Raw genomic sequence first — 14,888 nt, 5'->3', positions numbered from 1 at the left:
ATTATCCTCCGATCTGACGCCAGCGGCGCCCATCGCGATGCATCAGCATCAATGCTTCCTCTGGCCCCGAGCTGCCCTGATCGTATTTCGCGGGCTTGTCGCCACGCTCTTCCCAGCCGTGAATGATGGGATCAACCCAAGCCCAGGCGGCCTCGGCCTCGTCACCACGCATGAACAGGGTCTGGTCGCCGCGGATCACATCCATGATCAGGCGTTCGTACGCGTCGGGCGATTGTCCATCATCGCCCAGCGCGTCGGCAAAGCTCATGTCCAGCGCCACATCGGACAGGCGGAACCCACCCTGCCCCGGTTCTTTGATCGTGGTGCGCAGAGTTATGCCCTCGTCCGGTTGCAGGCGGATTACCAGCACGTTGCCGTGCAAAGGTCCAACATTCGGGAAGATCGTGTGCGGTGGGTCGCGGAAGAACACCGCTATCTCGGATTCGCGCGCTCGCAGTCGTTTACCCGTGCGCAGATAGAATGGCACTCCGGCCCAACGCCAATTGCCAATATGGGCCTTGAGCGCAATAAAACTCTCGGTACGGCTGGCGGGGTTGCCGACGTGATCCAGATAGCCATCGCCCCCTTTTTCGGTGCGGTACTGGCCACGAGCGATATCCTTGGGTTCCACCGGTTCCAGCGCTTCGATCACTTTGACCTTCTCATCGCGCACAGCGTTGGGTGAGAATTTTGAAGGCGGTTCCATCGCCGTCAGGCACAGCAATTGAACAAGGTGGTTCTGAATCATGTCCCGGATTGCGCCGGACTGATCGTAATAAGCGCCGCGACCCTCGACGCCCACTGTCTCGGCCACGGTGATCTGAACATGGTCCACATGGGTGGCATTCCAGAGCGGTTCGAATAGCGAGTTGGCAAAGCGCAGTGCCATCAGGTTCTGCACGGTTTCTTTGCCCAGATAGTGGTCGATCCGGTAAATCTGATGCTCTTCGAAACAGGCGCGCAGGCCCTCATTCAATGCTTTGGCTGATGCCAGATCGTGACCAAAAGGTTTCTCGACTACGATACGACTGTCTAGCGTGGCCAACCCGTTATCGTTCAGACGTTGTGCGATACCTGAGAAGAGACTTGGGCCCACGGACAAATAAAATGCGCGCACCACATCCGGACGCAGTGCCTTAGCCAAATCGGGCCAACCCGCATCACCCAGTGCATCAACCGGAACATAATCGACGCGAGAGAGAAAGCGATCAAGCGTGTCTTTTTTGAATCCTGGCGCAAACTCTTGCATCGAAGTACGCAGCTGTTCGCGGAACCCATCACTGTCCATATCGGATCTGGCGGTTCCGATGATGCGCGCATCCTCCGGCATCTGGCCGACCTCGAACCGGTGATACAGGCCCGGCAGGATCTTGCGTTGCGCCAGATCGCCCGTCGCGCCGAACAAAACAAGGTCGAACGGATCAACCGGAATTACGCGTGAGACCATTGCAAGGCTCCTTTCGACTTCCCCGCCAGATTAGGCAAGGATTCAGTCCGGGACTTAACGCATGTGCGTCATAATTCATGTTATCGCTAACATTCATCGGCTGAATAAGAAACCCGAACGCAAAAATCAAGCTCGGATTTACAATCAACATCGCAGAAGGCCGGTCAGGATTGTGTCCGCAGCCAATCCATCACCGCAGGTCGCACGGATTGTTCGCCGCGATGGCGGGCATCGGCGATAATCTTGCGCACTTCCTGAAGGTTCGATCGCAGCATCAGGCTTTTGACCGGCCCGATTGAAGCGGGGCGCATCGACAGCGTCCGAATACCCATCGCAGCGAGGCACAGCGCCTCGACCGGGCGACCGGCATCTTCACCACAGAAGCTAAGCGGAGTTTCGGAAATCGCGCATCGTTCCACAATACGTTCGATAAAACTCAGAAAGCTGACGTTCAACGTATCATAACGACGACGCACCAGCTCATTCTCGCGGTCGGCGGCGAAGAAGAATTGTTTCAAGTCGTTGCCACCGATCGAGATAAAGCCCACCTCGTCAAAGAACTTCTGTGGCGCAAAGGCGAGCGAGGGCGTTTCCAGCATCGCCCCAACCTCGAGTGTTTCGGGCAAGACGTGACCCAGCCGACGTTCACGTTCGATGGTTTTCTTGACCTCCCAGCGCGCTTCCCTGAATTCATCTGCCTGCGCGACAAACGGGAACATGACCGTCAGGGGTCGTCCATCGGCGGCACGGATCAGCGCCTGCAGCTGCATCCGCATCACGCCGCGTTTGTCCAGTCCGACGCGAATTGCGCGCCAGCCCAGCGCCGGATTCGGTTCTTCCACATGCTTCATGTAGGGCAGAACCTTGTCCGACCCGATATCCAATGTTCGGAACACCACTCGCTTTTCGCCCGCCGCATCCAGGACCCGTTTGTATTGCGTTACAAGCTCGGATCGCTTGGGCATCTGATTGCGGATCAGGAATTGCAGCTCGGTGCGGAACAGACCCACGCCTTCGGCACCCGAGTTATTCAGTGATGGCAAATCGGCCATCAAACCCGCGTTCATCACCATGTTGATACGCGCACCATCCTGCGTCACCGTCGGTGTTTCGCGGATCGACGCGTAGCGTTCCTGCGCCTTAGCCTCCATAGCGATCTTGTCGCGGAAGGCACTGACCACGGTGTCTTCGGGTCGCAGATGCACAACGCCGCTATCCCCATCAACCAGAATGTGATCACCATTCAGTGCTTCGGTTGTGATACGGCCCACATGCACCACCAGCGGGATCGCCAGTGCGCGCGCTACGATGGTTGCATGGCTGCCAACCGAGCCTTCTTCCAACACGATGCCTTTGAGCGATCGGCCATATTCCAGCAAGTCTCCAGGGCCGATGTTACGGGCGATCAGGATCGGATCGGGCGGCAGATCAGCCCCGTTGCCATTGCCCTGGCCGGTCAAAATCCGTAGTAACCGGTTGCTGAGGTCGTCCAGATCTGCCAGCCGTTCACGCAAGTACGGATCGGTGACCTGCCCCATGCGGGCGCGGGCCTGGGATTGCTCTTTCTCGACCGCCGCCTCGGCGCTGAGGCCAAGGGCGATGTCTTCCTCCATCCGGCGCATCCAGCCTTTGGAGTTGGCGAACATCCGGTAAGCTTCCAGAACCTGCAACTGCTCCTTGTCGCCGCCCTGAGAAATCTCAAGCATCTTGTCGACACCAACGCGTAGCTCTTCAACTGCCTCGGTCAGCCGCTCGCGCTCACGATGCGGATCTTCAGCGATTGGGTTGGTGACGACGACGCGTGGCTCGTGCAGCCAAACATGACCTTCGGCAGACCCTTCCTGCGCAGGTCCCCCGTTCAATTGCACCGACTGCTGATGAAGCGGTGACAAGGCTGCGCCTTCGCCCACGAACGCGCCCAGTTCGGCCATTTCAGCCAGAACCATCGCGACCACTTCCAGCGCATAGACCTCATCCGCTGAAAACTCACGCGCGTCCCGTGACTGCACCACCAACACGCCCAGCTTTTGGCCCAGGCGTTGCACTGGAACACCCAGAAAAGACGAATACCGTTCCTCGCCGGTTTCCGGCATGTACCGGAACCCCTTGGCTGACGGCGCATCGGCGGTGTTGACCACCTTGCCGTACTTGGCGACGCGCCCAACCAGCCCTTCACCCATACGCATCCGGGTCTGGTGCACGGCTTCGGGTGATAAACCTTCTGTGGCGCAAAGCTCCAGCGTGTCTTCATCGCGAAACAGATAGATCGAGCACACTTCGCGTTCGGTACTGTCTGCGATCAGATGCGTGATCCGGTCAAGACGTTCCTGACCAGCGGCCTCGCTGGCCATTTCTTCGCGCAGCCGCCCCAGCAGCTTGCGAGATTCAGTTTCCGTGCCTTCCGCCATGGCCCACCCACGTTACGGTTTCAGACGGGACACGTGGCTGAAAACTCAGGCCGCCTTGTCCAGTTCAAAGGCATCATGCAGTGCCTGAACCGCAAGTTCCATGTATTTCCTGTCGATCAGGACGGAAATTTTTATCTCGGAGGTTGTAATGACCTTGATGTTGATCCCCTCATCCGAGAGAATCTTGAACATCTTGGCCGCAACACCAGATTGCGAGCGCATGCCGATCCCCACAACCGACACCTTGCAGACATCTTCGTCAGCAACCAGTTCGGCATAGTTCAGCTCACCCTGTTCCTTGATCGCCAGCAGTGCCTTTTCGGCACGCGCAACCTGATTGGTTGGGCACGAGAATGTCATATCCGTGCGCCCTTCGTCCGAGATGTTCTGGACGATCATGTCAACGTTGATGCCTTCATCGCTGAGTGCGGTGAAGATGATCGAGGCGATTCCGGGACGGTCGGCAACCGAGACAACGGTCATCTTTGCCTCATCCCGTGAATAGGCCACGCCCGAGACTACATTGGATTCCATGATTTCCTCCTCGTCGACGACCAGCGTACCAGCCTCGTCGGATTGTTCCTCAAAGCTTGAGAGAACGCGCAGTTTCACCTTGTAGCGCATCGCCAGCTCGACCGAGCGGGTTTGTAGCACCTTGGCCCCCAGAGAGGCCAGTTCGAGCATTTCCTCAAACGAGATCCGATCCAGCTTGCGCGCTTTCTCGCAGATGCGCGGGTCGGTGGTGTAGACGCCGTCCACATCTGTGTAGATATCACAGCGCTCGGCGTCGAACGCTGCAGCGAATGCCACGGCGGTAGTATCAGACCCACCGCGGCCCAATGTGGTGATCCGTCCTTCGGGGCTGATGCCCTGAAAGCCTGCCACCACCGCAACACGCATGCCTTCGTCAAACTTCTGAGTAATGTTCTCCGGCGGGATCTCTTCGATCCGGGCAGCCGAATGGGCGCCGTTCGTGATCAGAGGCACCTGCCAGCCCTGCCAACTGCGCGCCGGGATTTCCATTTCTTGCAGCGTCAACGCCATCAGGCCTGCGGTCACATTTTCACCCGAAGAGACAACGGCATCGTATTCTCGCGCATCATAGAGGGGCGAGATTTCATCGACCCAACCTACCAGTTCGTTGGTTTTACCCGACATGGCCGAAACGATTACGATCACGTCATAGCCCTTGGCGACCTCGACACCGACCCGTTTTGCAGCACGGCGGATCCGGTCCAGATTGGCGACCGACGTGCCGCCGAATTTCATCACGAGTACGGGCATGAGGCCAAAGTCTCCGCGCCTTGAATTTCTGATCCCGTGCGTCTTATGCGAGGGGGGGCGTAAGGGCAAGTGGGCAAAGTCTGCGCAGCAGAGCTTTACTTTGATCGCACGTGATGTAAGCGTTCCATCAACATCTTATTCCAAGAGGATTTCCATGTTCCGCTTTGCCCTTGCCCTGACTCTGATCTCAACCGCTGCCAATGCCCAAGTGGCCACCCTGTCGGGAACGGACGGTGAGAATTCACTGGGCACGGTACCTTGCGCGGCTTTGGCGGGTGACACACTGGCCAGCTGTCCTGCCGAATTGCGCAAGCGTGAAGATGGAACCGCGACGCTGGCGGTACAGTTGAACACCGGCGAGGTGCGGCGGATCTATTTTACCAAGGGCGTGCCTGATTCCAGCAGTTCGACATCGAATCTGACATATGAAACACGCGGCGACATTATGGTGATTTTCATCGAGCCCGGAGAAGTCTACGAACTCCCCAAAGCGGCCTTGAACACTCAGTAAGGGTGTGCGCGACCGTCCCAGGTTTCAAAACAACCGGTGGTGTCGAGCGAAAGCGCCGCAAAGCGCTCGATCAGGCCAACCGCCGCTTGATCTACGCTGATCTCTGCGCTGGTTCCGCCCATATCGGTCTGCACCCAACCCGGATGATAGATTCCGACCGCGATTCCATCTGCCTGTAGATCCGACGCAAGGTTGCGACCAAGGTTCAGAACCGCTGCTTTTGAAGCGCGATAGATATAGCTGCCACCGGGTGCACGCGTATGTGATGCCATCTGAGAAGAGACAATCGCAATTCGGCCCCGCCCCGCACGCAGGTTCGGCAATAGTGATTGAATAGTCAGGAACACGCCGGTCACATTGGTGGCGAAGCTCTGCGCCCACATCTCGGCGGGATAACCGTTAAGGTCGTGTCCTTTGTCCAGATACACACCCGCATTGCAGATCAGAAGATCGATCGGGCGACCTTGTAATTGCTCGGCCATCGCCGCGTGATGGGCCGGATCTGTGACATCTAAAACGATGTCGGCACTGCCGTCTCGTGACGTCCCTATCACTTCTTGGCCTGCGGCACGGTATTGATCCGCAAGGGTTTTTCCGATCCCCCGGTTCGCGCCAGTAATAACGATATGCATTTGTCAGTTGGTCTTACGGCTGGGGACAAACGGCAGTGGCGCGACGGGCACGCCATCTTCGATCAGTGACTGCGCCTCTTCGGGCTGTGCCTCACCATAGATGGCGCGCTCAGGCGCATCACCTAAATGTATTTTGCGCGCCTCGCTGGCGAAATCCTTGCCGACATAGTCAGAGTTTTCTTCGACCTTGCGACGCAGTTCGCTCAACACTTCTTGGATCTCGGGCGAAGGTTTTGCCATATTGATCTCATCTGCTGGCGCTGGCGTCGGCGCCGGAGTTGTATTGGCAACGGTATCTCGTGCAGGCCGAACCCGCGGTGTCATGATCGCCTTTTCCACCTGATCGCAACCACAAACGGCGCAGGTGACCAACCCGGTGTTTGCCAACTTGTCAAACGCAGCGGCTGATTGGAACCAGCTATCAAAGCTGTGGCCTTGGCTACATTTCAATGCGTATTGAATCATGGTGTTTCCAGTTTACGGTTGGCGAATAGATACCGACCAACAAGGCAATATCAAGTCTTGATCTTGACCCACTAGTGCGTATGGCCACCGAATCCGTCCAAAAGTGCAGCAAGCTCAGGGGATGACACCTTCGCCGATGCTTTTTCAGGCGAATGCCACTTCCTTCTGCGTTTCCCGGCTTCGGGGAAACGAGTCTCCATTTGCTGCACAAACAGCGGAAAAACATCGACCAGACACAACGCAGAGGCATTGTTAGATCGCTTCTTTACGTATGCAAATCGGCCCAGGCTTTCAGTTCCACATTTTCCAAGCACGCCCGCCTCTTCCCAAGCCTCCCGCGCGGCAGTTTCTGGCGCAGATAGCCCGTTGATGAGCCACCCTTTTGGAATGATCCAGCGTTGCGCCCTACGGGTCGTGATCAACAAAATTTCAGGCGCACCACATTTGATGCGATAACAAAGTGCAGCAGATTGGGTAAATACAGGCAGCGCACCGGACAGAGAAAGCCCCTCTGCCGAAAGCCTGCCAGCCACGCCGCTGCGCCCGTCAAACACGGTTCATACCTACTGCTCGCTCCGCTTATGTTGCGGTTTATAAAGTGATATTTATCATATCTGGTGGAATCTGCCAAGCATTACGGGAAAGTTCCTTGCCTAAGGGCCATCCGTCCCGACAATCGGCGCACCAACTCGTCATGAGGAATGTCGGCGTCAATTGCCAATCGACGGAGCCCGAAATGCACCTGCGCGATCTGCTGATAGTAGCGGGTATAAATAAAGTTCGTGCCACCCCCGGCAAGCGCACCAAGCAGCGGTACGGACTGCGCCGCGAGCTTCTGGCCCAGCACGACCGACAATCGCGGAGCAACCAGCGCAATCAGGCGCTGCATGGTTGGCCCCGTCAGGGTCAAACGCATCGAGAAAAAGCCCAGATCAGCCCCATCATCCTCGGCCAGCGGTCCTGCGGCTGACAGCACCCGGATCGAGTCGAATTTCACGTTTTCAGCCTTCGGATCGAACCCTTCGCGTGCTGCCGCGCCCTGGATGGCACGTAGCATCATTGCTGTGGTCGCGGGCAGTTCAACCAAAGCTGTTGACACGCCGCCCAGGCCTCCGGCTGCGCCCATGGCGGTAGTCAGCGCCGTATTGACCCAAGGTTTCTGATCCGGGACCGCCCGGCGCGTGCCTTCGGCGGCATGCATGGCCAGCCAAAGCGCCTGTTCGGTGGCTTCGGTCAGGCCTTCCCGCACCGGTTTTGGCAGCTGATCCAGCAGGGATTCTGCAGACCCGCCCAATTTGTTCAACAGGTTTACCCCCGCACCACCTGCCGAGCCATAAAGTTGCGCCAGCCGGTCAAGTTCGGCCTCGGGATCGAGTTTTTCGACAAGAACAACGTCCTGCATCTGTGCCCTCCTGTTCTGAAAACATCGGCACTTTGCGGCGGGTTTTCAATGGGTCAGCGCGTCCAGCGGGTGACAACTCCTTGGATTCCAGACCAAACTCCGGGGATTAGCTCTAACCCAAGCACGCGATCCGGGTTGGTGGGTGGGGGCATCTCAACACCGGTGAGCCGATTGAAACCAAATCGCGCATAATAGGGCGCATCACCCACCAACATGACACGATCCCAGCCTTTGGCGCGCCCGGCTTCAACGCCCTGGTGGATCAGATAGCCGCCCAGCCCCTCTCCCTGATGGGTTGGATGCACGGCCACCGGACCTAGCAGCAATGCGTCGTGATCTTCTATGTGTACGGGCCAAAACCGGATCGCACCCGCCAGAATACCCTGCCCATCGCGCGCAACCTGCGATAGCCCGGCAACCGGAGGCACGTCATCGCGCAGCCGATAGGACGACAGCGCCTCGCGCCCTGGTGCAAAGCACAGGTCATATAGTGCCTCGACTTCCCACCAGTCCTCTGGCTCTTCCGGCCTGATCCTGAATTGCTGCACGCGCGCCCTCTTTTCCTTGCTGGAATTCGCCCTAGCACTTCGATACGCCTTGGGCAAACGCTTGGAGATCTTATGTTCTATCGCCCCGAAGACGGCCACGGCCTGCCGCACAATCCCTTCAACGCCATCATCACGCCGCGCCCAATCGGTTGGATTTCAACGCGCGATGCGGAAGGGATCAACAATCTGGCGCCCTATTCCTTCTTTAACGGCGTCGCCTACACGCCGCCTCAGGTGATGTTTGCCACAACGGGCACAAAGCACGATCAGGACGGCGGCAAGGACAGCATCGCCAATATCGAGGCAACCGGCGTGTTCTGCGTGAACGTCGTGGCCCATGCGCATCGTGACGCGATGAATGCCAGCTCGGAAGGCCTGGCAAAGCACATTGACGAATTCGCCCATGCCGGGCTGACCCCGATTGAATGCGAAACGATCGCCTGCTCGCGGGTCGCAGGCGCGCCCGGAGCGCTGGAATGCAAACTGACGCGGATCGTGACCCTACCGGGTGAGGCAAATCGAGTGGTATTCGGAGAGGTCACCGGCATTCATCTGCAGGACGACCATATTCGCGATGGCAAGTTTGACGTGACCTCGTTCAATCCCCTCGCGCGGCTGGGATATCGGGACTATTCTGTAGTGACAGAACTGTTCAGCCTTTCACGACCGGATGACTAATGCCGCTGCCCGATCCTCTTCGCAGATATCCGATCTCTCTACCCGACGGCTCTAGCCACAAGGGAACGGTATTCTTATCTCAGGCCATCGACCATCCCCGGTTCGAGGCCGGAGAATACACCTATGCCTCTGACTTCGATGCTCCGCAGGACTGGGCGCAGCGGCTTGCACCGTATCTTTTTACCTTTTCGGAAGAAAAACTGGTGCTCGGCAAGTTCTGCCAGATCGCTCATGGGGTAAGGTTTATCACCGCTTCAGCAAACCACGCGGTCGATGGGTTGACCTGCTTTCCGTTTCCAATCTTCAATCCAGATCGCATGACAGGCTACCAACCTGACACACGTGAAACGGTTATTGGGCACGATGTCTGGATCGGTTTCGGGGCGCTGATCCTGCCCGGTGCACGGATCGGAAATGGCGCAATCATCGGCGCAGGTTCGGTCGTGCGCGGTGAGGTTCCACCCTATGCGATTGTTACCGGTAATCCTGCGGAAGTTCGACGGTTCCGTTTTGATCGCCATGTCATCGAGCGGTTGCAAGCATTGCGCTGGTGGGATTGGCCAGCAGAAACCATCGCACAGGTCGAAGAAGCGCTGCTCTCGGGTGATATCAACGTATTGGAGAAGATCGCTTTGCAGAAATAATGCGGCCAATCAGGCCGCCTTTTCCAGTATTCAGTGCCCACCTAGAATTCCGGTCCGGACCGAATAATCGACAGCCAGCTCGTAATCCGGGTCATCATCGCTATCGACCATCAGGTGGCCGGCCTTGTTCAGTAGCGTGTGACAATCGCGGCTGAGGTGCCGCAGCATAACCCGCTTGCCCGCCGCCTCATATTTTGAAGCAATATTCTCGATGGCCTGCAGCGCGGATTGATCCACCACGCGGCTGGCTGCAAAGTCGATAATGACGGTCTCGGGGTCGTTTTGTACCTCGAACAGTTCCACGAATCCTTCGGACGAGCCAAAGAATAGTGGTCCCTGTATTTCGTAAACCTTGGCACCTTCTTCCGTTTCCGAGTCGCGCCTGACCGCGTGAATGCGTTTCGCGTTGTTCCAAGCGTATGCCAATGCCGAGACGATCACCCCGACCACAACAGCCACCGCAAGGTCCTCCATTACGGTCACAACTGTCACCAGTACGATCACGAACGCGTCCATCAAAGGCACCTTGCGCATGATCTTCAGCGAGTTCCAAGCGAAGGTGCCTATCACCACCATGAACATCACGCCCACCAGAGCAGCCAGCGGTATTTGTTCGATCAGCGGTGAGCCGACGAGGATGAACAACAACAGGAACAACGCCGCGGCGATGCCAGCGATCCGGGTGCGTCCGCCGGATTTCACGTTAATCATCGACTGGCCGATCATGGCACAGCCACCCATACCGCCAAAAAAGCCGGTGACCACGTTCGCTGTGCCTTGCGCGATACACTCCTGCGAGGCGCCGCCGCGTTTGCCGGTGATCTCACCCACAAGGTTCAGGGTCAGCAGGGATTCGATCAGGCCGATCGCCGCAAGGATCAGCGCATAGGGCAGGATGATTTCAAAGGTTTCCCAGTTCAGTGGAACCATCGGGATATGGAATTTAGGCAAACCGCCTTCGATCGATGCCAGATCGCCGACACGCGGGACGTCCAGCCCAATGCCGATGACCAGAGCGGCGACGACTACGATCCCGGCCAACGGTGCAGGGATGATGCGGGTGATGCGGGGCATGACCCAGATCACCGCCATGGTCAGTCCGACCAAGCCAAGCATTGTATAAAGCTGCAGGCCTGACAACCACTCACCACCACTCATTCCGTGGCCGGTGTTTTCCATGGTGCCAGGTACTTTGAACTGGCCCAGCTGCGCCAGAAAGATCACAATCGCCAGTCCGTTCACAAAGCCCAGCATCACCGGATGCGGCACTAGGCGGATAAACCGGCCCCAATGCATGGCCCCCGCGATGATCTGCATGATCCCCATCAGGACAACGGTCGCGAACAGGTATTCGACCCCGTGTTCCGCGACCAGAGCGACCATGACAACCGCTAGTGCCCCGGTTGCGCCCGAAATCATGCCCGGACGGCCACCGATCAGCGCGGTGATCAGACCAACCAGAAATGCCGCGTACAATCCGACCAGAGGGTGCACCCCGGCAACGAAGGCAAAGGCCACAGCTTCGGGGACCAGAGCCAAAGCGACGGTTAGGCCAGACAAAAGCTCGATCCGCAGGCGGGAAAAGGTTAGCCCTTCGTCCGGGACCCAACGCAAATCGGGTTTGGCGATACGATTGGCAAAGCTTGCCAGCATGGCTCGGGGCATGGATCGGTCCTGTTGGTCGGTTTTGTTCGCGCGAAAGGGGCCTTCTAGCGGTCAAACCGATCTTGAGATACTGCGCCAGGTGGGACCCTGATATGCATCCCACGCATAGCTTGACGCAGATGCACACAAACCGTTGAACCCACTTGTCAAAAGTGACCGTGGCCCGCAGAACTCACCAAGAAGATATTTTCAACGGAGAGCAAACGTGACCCAAACAAAAATCGCCGTCATCGGAGGATCGGGTATCTATGAGATCGATGGTCTGGAAAATGCCGAATGGGTCACTGTGGAGACACCATGGGGCAATCCGTCGGATCAGATTCTAACCGGGTCACTGGACGGTATTGAGATGGCCTTTCTACCGCGTCACGGTCGTGGTCATGTGCATTCACCGACCGAAGTGCCCTATCGCGCCAATATCGACGCGTTGAAGCGGCTGGGCGTAACGGATGTGATTTCGGTTTCTGCCTGCGGGTCATTCCGCGAACATATGGCGCCGGGTGATTTCGTGATCGTGGATCAGTTCATCGACCGGACATTTGCCCGCGAAAAGAGCTTTTTCGGAACTGGCTGCGTCGCTCATGTGAGCGTTGCCCATCCAACCTGCCCGCGCCTGTCGGACGCTTGCGAGACCGCCGGCAAGACGGCAGGCATCACTGTCCACCGGGGCGGGACCTATCTGGCGATGGAAGGGCCGCAGTTTTCCTCGTTGGCGGAATCCAAGATGTACCGCGAGCACTGGGGCTGTGATGTGATCGGCATGACCAACATGCCGGAAGCGAAACTCGCCCGCGAGGCCGAGCTTTGTTATGCCTCGATCGCCATGGTCACCGATTATGACAGCTGGCACCCGGACCACGGCGAGGTCGACGTAACCGCAATCATCGCTACGCTGACCGGTAATGCGGAAAAAGGCCGAGCATTGGTCAAAGGTCTGCCCGCTGTGCTGGGAGCAGAGCGCGCACCCTGCCCGCATGGCTGCGACCGGGCGCTGGAATATGCCATCCTGACTGCGCCAGAAAAGCGTGACCCGGCCTTGTTGGCCAAGCTGGATGCGGTGGCTGGGCGGGTCTTATGATCTCAGTTCTGAGACAGGTTCTTTTGCACCTCGTCCCAAAGGCCATATGACCACAGATCGTTGTGGCTTCCGTCCGGGATCACGTAAAGCTGCGCGATATCAGACATCTCGGCCAGAGCCTGTCCGTGGTGCAGCGGGATGGTTTCATCCTCGGTGCCGTGAAAGATCAACGTCGGCACCCTGATCTGTTCGATCAGGTCGCGGGTGGCAAACTGATCCTTCATCAGGACAGAGACAGGAAGAAACGGATAGCGTTCTGCAGCGACATCGACGGTAGCAGTGAATGGGGCTTCAAGCACAAGCAATTCCGCCTCAGGACGCTCAGCAGCAACGGCGGCCGCGATGCCGGTGCCGAGGCTTTGTCCGTGCAAAACAACGGCTTCACCCTTTCCGGTCAGCCGGTCGAACAGTTGCACGCCATCAGAGATCAAGGCCAATTCCGAAGGTTCACCCTCGCTGCCCGGAAAGCCACGATAGCTGGGGGCCAGCAAGCCGTAGCCAGAGTTGAGAATTTCGCGCAAACGATCAGCGCGATCACCCAGATTGCCGCTTTGGCCGTGGAAAAACAGGACTGTCGGTGCATCGGGAACCGCAGCCGGCGCGGCCCAGACTGTCAGCACTGTGCCATCGGTCATCGGGACCGATTGCATCTCAACATCTGCCAATCCAACGCTGGATGGGTCGGGCAATTCACCATCCGGTTTGTAAAGCAGCGATTGCTGGTTAAGAAACATGTAACCGACGATGCCTGCATAGATGATAGCACCGGTCAGCAGCAGCCCAACCAGAATGTTTTTTACGCGCTCAACGCCAAAGTGGCTGGAACCAGCCTTAGTATCTGCATGTTGTGTTTGAACCATTGCCCCCTCCTTTGGTCGCACTGCGAGTGTGGGAAGTCTTAAGCGCGTTTCAAGATGCATGAGCCAAGCTTCATTCAATCTTAAATCTGTTGCCGCAATGCAAGATCCCCTGGCGTTTGAGATAGAAGCAGTTGAAATGCCCTGATGCCACGCCATGTTGAAGCCAATTATCGATGAAAAGGCATACACTTAGCCAACCCAGCCCGAGCATAGAGAGGCGTTATGAAACGATTGGACGCGCTGGATGCTGCCCGCTTTTTAGCCTTTTGCGGTATGGTGTTGGTTAACTTCCGTATCGCAGCCGAAGTCGCTCCGGGCACTGATTGGGCCTCTGTTTTGATTGATGCGCTGGAAGGGCGCGCAGCTGCTTTATTCGTAGTTCTCGCCGGAATTGGTATCGGATTGTCACGTATCTCAGCAGGATTATTGCTACGCAGAGCTGCGTTTCTGTTTGTGATCGGTCTCATAAATATGACCATATTCGACGCCGATATCCTGCATTTCTATGCGCTTTACTTTGTAGTCGGCGCCGCGTTTCTGACGGCTTCGAAACGCGGGCTGTGGCTGAGAGCGTTGGGAATCCTGATCCTCGCAGTATTCGCCAACCTGATCTTCAACTATGATCAGGGCTGGGATTGGGAAACGCTGGTGTATACCGATATCTGGAGCTTGCCCGGATTTATTCGCAACGCACTTTTCAACGGCTGGCACCCGATCTTGCCATGGGCAGCATTCCTATTGATCGGGATGGCGATCGGACGGTCTGACCTTCAGCCCCTTTGCATTCAGCATCGGTTGATCATGTGGGGCTTTGGCGCTGCGGTGCTGGCTCTGTTTCCGCAAATGTTAACATCGGACCCGAAATTGGTGGCTTACCTGGGGACCGAGTCGATCCCGCCCGGACCGTTCTACATAATGGCAGGGACTGGGACCGCCTGTATGGTGATCGGGTTGTTATTGAAGCTCTGGCCAATGATCGAGCAGAGTGGGATCGCGACGTTTCTGACCGCGCCAGGACGACAAAGCCTGACGCTTTATCTGGCCCATATCCTGATTGGAATGGGGCTGCTGGAAGAACTCGGACTGCTAAACGGATCGCTGAGCGCGCCGCAAATCGCGATGTACGCACTGTACTTCTGTGTCTTGTCGTCACTATTTGCCGTGCTTTGGTTCAGTAAATTCAAGCACGGACCATTAGAGACGGTGATGCGCCGCCTAACAGAACACACAAAGGCTTGACCTCGCTGTCGCGGCGAGGCTTGGTGT

15 protein-coding genes are annotated in these 14,888 nt (G+C 57.3%); 5 read left to right on the top strand and 10 right to left on the bottom strand.

The annotated features are described in order from the left end of the window. Position 1 precedes the first annotated feature (1 nt). The 3 genes from zwf to AC2FI7_RS08775 all read right to left on the bottom strand — a co-directional run bounded on the left by zwf (position 2) and on the right by AC2FI7_RS08775 (position 5,139). Entirely contained in the window at positions 2-1,447 is a 1,446-nt protein-coding gene (gene zwf, locus AC2FI7_RS08785) for a glucose-6-phosphate dehydrogenase (RefSeq protein ID WP_010441696.1), read from the bottom strand. 164 nt (positions 1,448-1,611) lie between these two features. Then, the gene (gene ptsP, locus AC2FI7_RS08780) at positions 1,612-3,855 is read right to left on the bottom strand and encodes a phosphoenolpyruvate--protein phosphotransferase (RefSeq protein WP_010441695.1); all 2,244 of its coding nucleotides are present in this window, start codon (positions 3,853-3,855) and stop codon (positions 1,612-1,614) included. A 45-nt stretch (positions 3,856-3,900) separates the two neighbouring features. Beyond that, on the bottom strand, positions 3,901-5,139 hold the full coding sequence (locus AC2FI7_RS08775) for an aspartate kinase (RefSeq protein ID WP_010441694.1): 1,239 nt from the start codon (positions 5,137-5,139) through the stop codon (positions 3,901-3,903). 154 nt (positions 5,140-5,293) lie between these two features. Between AC2FI7_RS08775 and AC2FI7_RS08770 the strand changes: the two genes are divergently transcribed. Beyond that, a complete protein-coding gene (locus tag AC2FI7_RS08770; RefSeq protein ID WP_010441693.1) occupies positions 5,294-5,650 on the top strand; it encodes a hypothetical protein in 357 nt (118 codons plus the stop codon). Here AC2FI7_RS08770 and AC2FI7_RS08765 read toward each other — a convergent pair. From AC2FI7_RS08765 to AC2FI7_RS08745, 5 genes are all read right to left on the bottom strand, one after another. Then, complete coding sequence (locus AC2FI7_RS08765; RefSeq protein ID WP_010441692.1) at positions 5,644-6,282, bottom strand: SDR family NAD(P)-dependent oxidoreductase; 639 nt, start codon at positions 6,280-6,282, stop codon at positions 5,644-5,646. The genes AC2FI7_RS08770 and AC2FI7_RS08765 overlap by 7 nt on opposite strands. 3 nt (positions 6,283-6,285) lie before the next feature. Beyond that, entirely contained in the window at positions 6,286-6,747 is a 462-nt protein-coding gene (locus AC2FI7_RS08760; RefSeq protein ID WP_010441691.1) for a DUF1178 family protein, read from the bottom strand. Positions 6,748-6,818: 71 nt separating this feature from the next. Continuing rightward, positions 6,819-7,301 (bottom strand): NUDIX hydrolase, encoded by a 483-nt coding sequence (locus AC2FI7_RS08755; RefSeq protein ID WP_010441690.1) that lies wholly within the window; start codon positions 7,299-7,301, stop codon positions 6,819-6,821. 80 nt (positions 7,302-7,381) lie between these two features. Next, entirely contained in the window at positions 7,382-8,149 is a 768-nt protein-coding gene (locus AC2FI7_RS08750) for an EcsC family protein (RefSeq protein ID WP_010441689.1), read from the bottom strand. Between the two features lie 53 nt (positions 8,150-8,202). Continuing rightward, on the bottom strand, positions 8,203-8,697 hold the full coding sequence (locus AC2FI7_RS08745) for a GNAT family N-acetyltransferase (RefSeq protein ID WP_010441688.1): 495 nt from the start codon (positions 8,695-8,697) through the stop codon (positions 8,203-8,205). Positions 8,698-8,769: 72 nt separating this feature from the next. Here AC2FI7_RS08745 and AC2FI7_RS08740 point away from each other — a divergent pair, with 72 nt between their 5' ends. Continuing rightward, positions 8,770-9,375, top strand: a complete 606-nt coding sequence (locus tag AC2FI7_RS08740; RefSeq protein ID WP_010441687.1) for a flavin reductase family protein — start codon at positions 8,770-8,772, stop codon at positions 9,373-9,375. Next, on the top strand, positions 9,375-10,019 hold the full coding sequence (locus tag AC2FI7_RS08735) for a CatB-related O-acetyltransferase (protein ID WP_010441686.1): 645 nt from the start codon (positions 9,375-9,377) through the stop codon (positions 10,017-10,019). Before AC2FI7_RS08740 ends, AC2FI7_RS08735 begins: the two co-directional genes overlap by 1 nt. 30 nt (positions 10,020-10,049) lie before the next feature. Here the strand turns inward: AC2FI7_RS08735 and AC2FI7_RS08730 are convergent, their stop codons facing one another. Next, a complete protein-coding gene (locus AC2FI7_RS08730) occupies positions 10,050-11,684 on the bottom strand; it encodes a SulP family inorganic anion transporter (RefSeq protein ID WP_496815775.1) in 1,635 nt (544 codons plus the stop codon). Between the two features lie 205 nt (positions 11,685-11,889). On the opposite strand from AC2FI7_RS08730, the gene AC2FI7_RS08725 reads away from it, so the two are divergent. Continuing rightward, a complete protein-coding gene (locus AC2FI7_RS08725; RefSeq protein ID WP_010441684.1) occupies positions 11,890-12,762 on the top strand; it encodes an S-methyl-5'-thioadenosine phosphorylase in 873 nt (290 codons plus the stop codon). Positions 12,763-12,764: 2 nt separating this feature from the next. On the opposite strand, the gene AC2FI7_RS08720 is transcribed toward AC2FI7_RS08725, so the two are convergent. Continuing rightward, entirely contained in the window at positions 12,765-13,622 is an 858-nt protein-coding gene (locus tag AC2FI7_RS08720; RefSeq protein WP_010441683.1) for an alpha/beta hydrolase, read from the bottom strand. A 222-nt stretch (positions 13,623-13,844) separates the two neighbouring features. On the opposite strand from AC2FI7_RS08720, the gene AC2FI7_RS08715 reads away from it, so the two are divergent. Continuing rightward, on the top strand, positions 13,845-14,861 hold the full coding sequence (locus AC2FI7_RS08715) for a DUF418 domain-containing protein (RefSeq protein ID WP_496815774.1): 1,017 nt from the start codon (positions 13,845-13,847) through the stop codon (positions 14,859-14,861). The last annotated feature ends 27 nt before the right edge of the window (positions 14,862-14,888 follow it).

This window comes from Ruegeria sp. YTSA064, from assembly GCF_059610325.1.
This window is presented reverse-complemented; position numbering and strand designations above follow the sequence as displayed.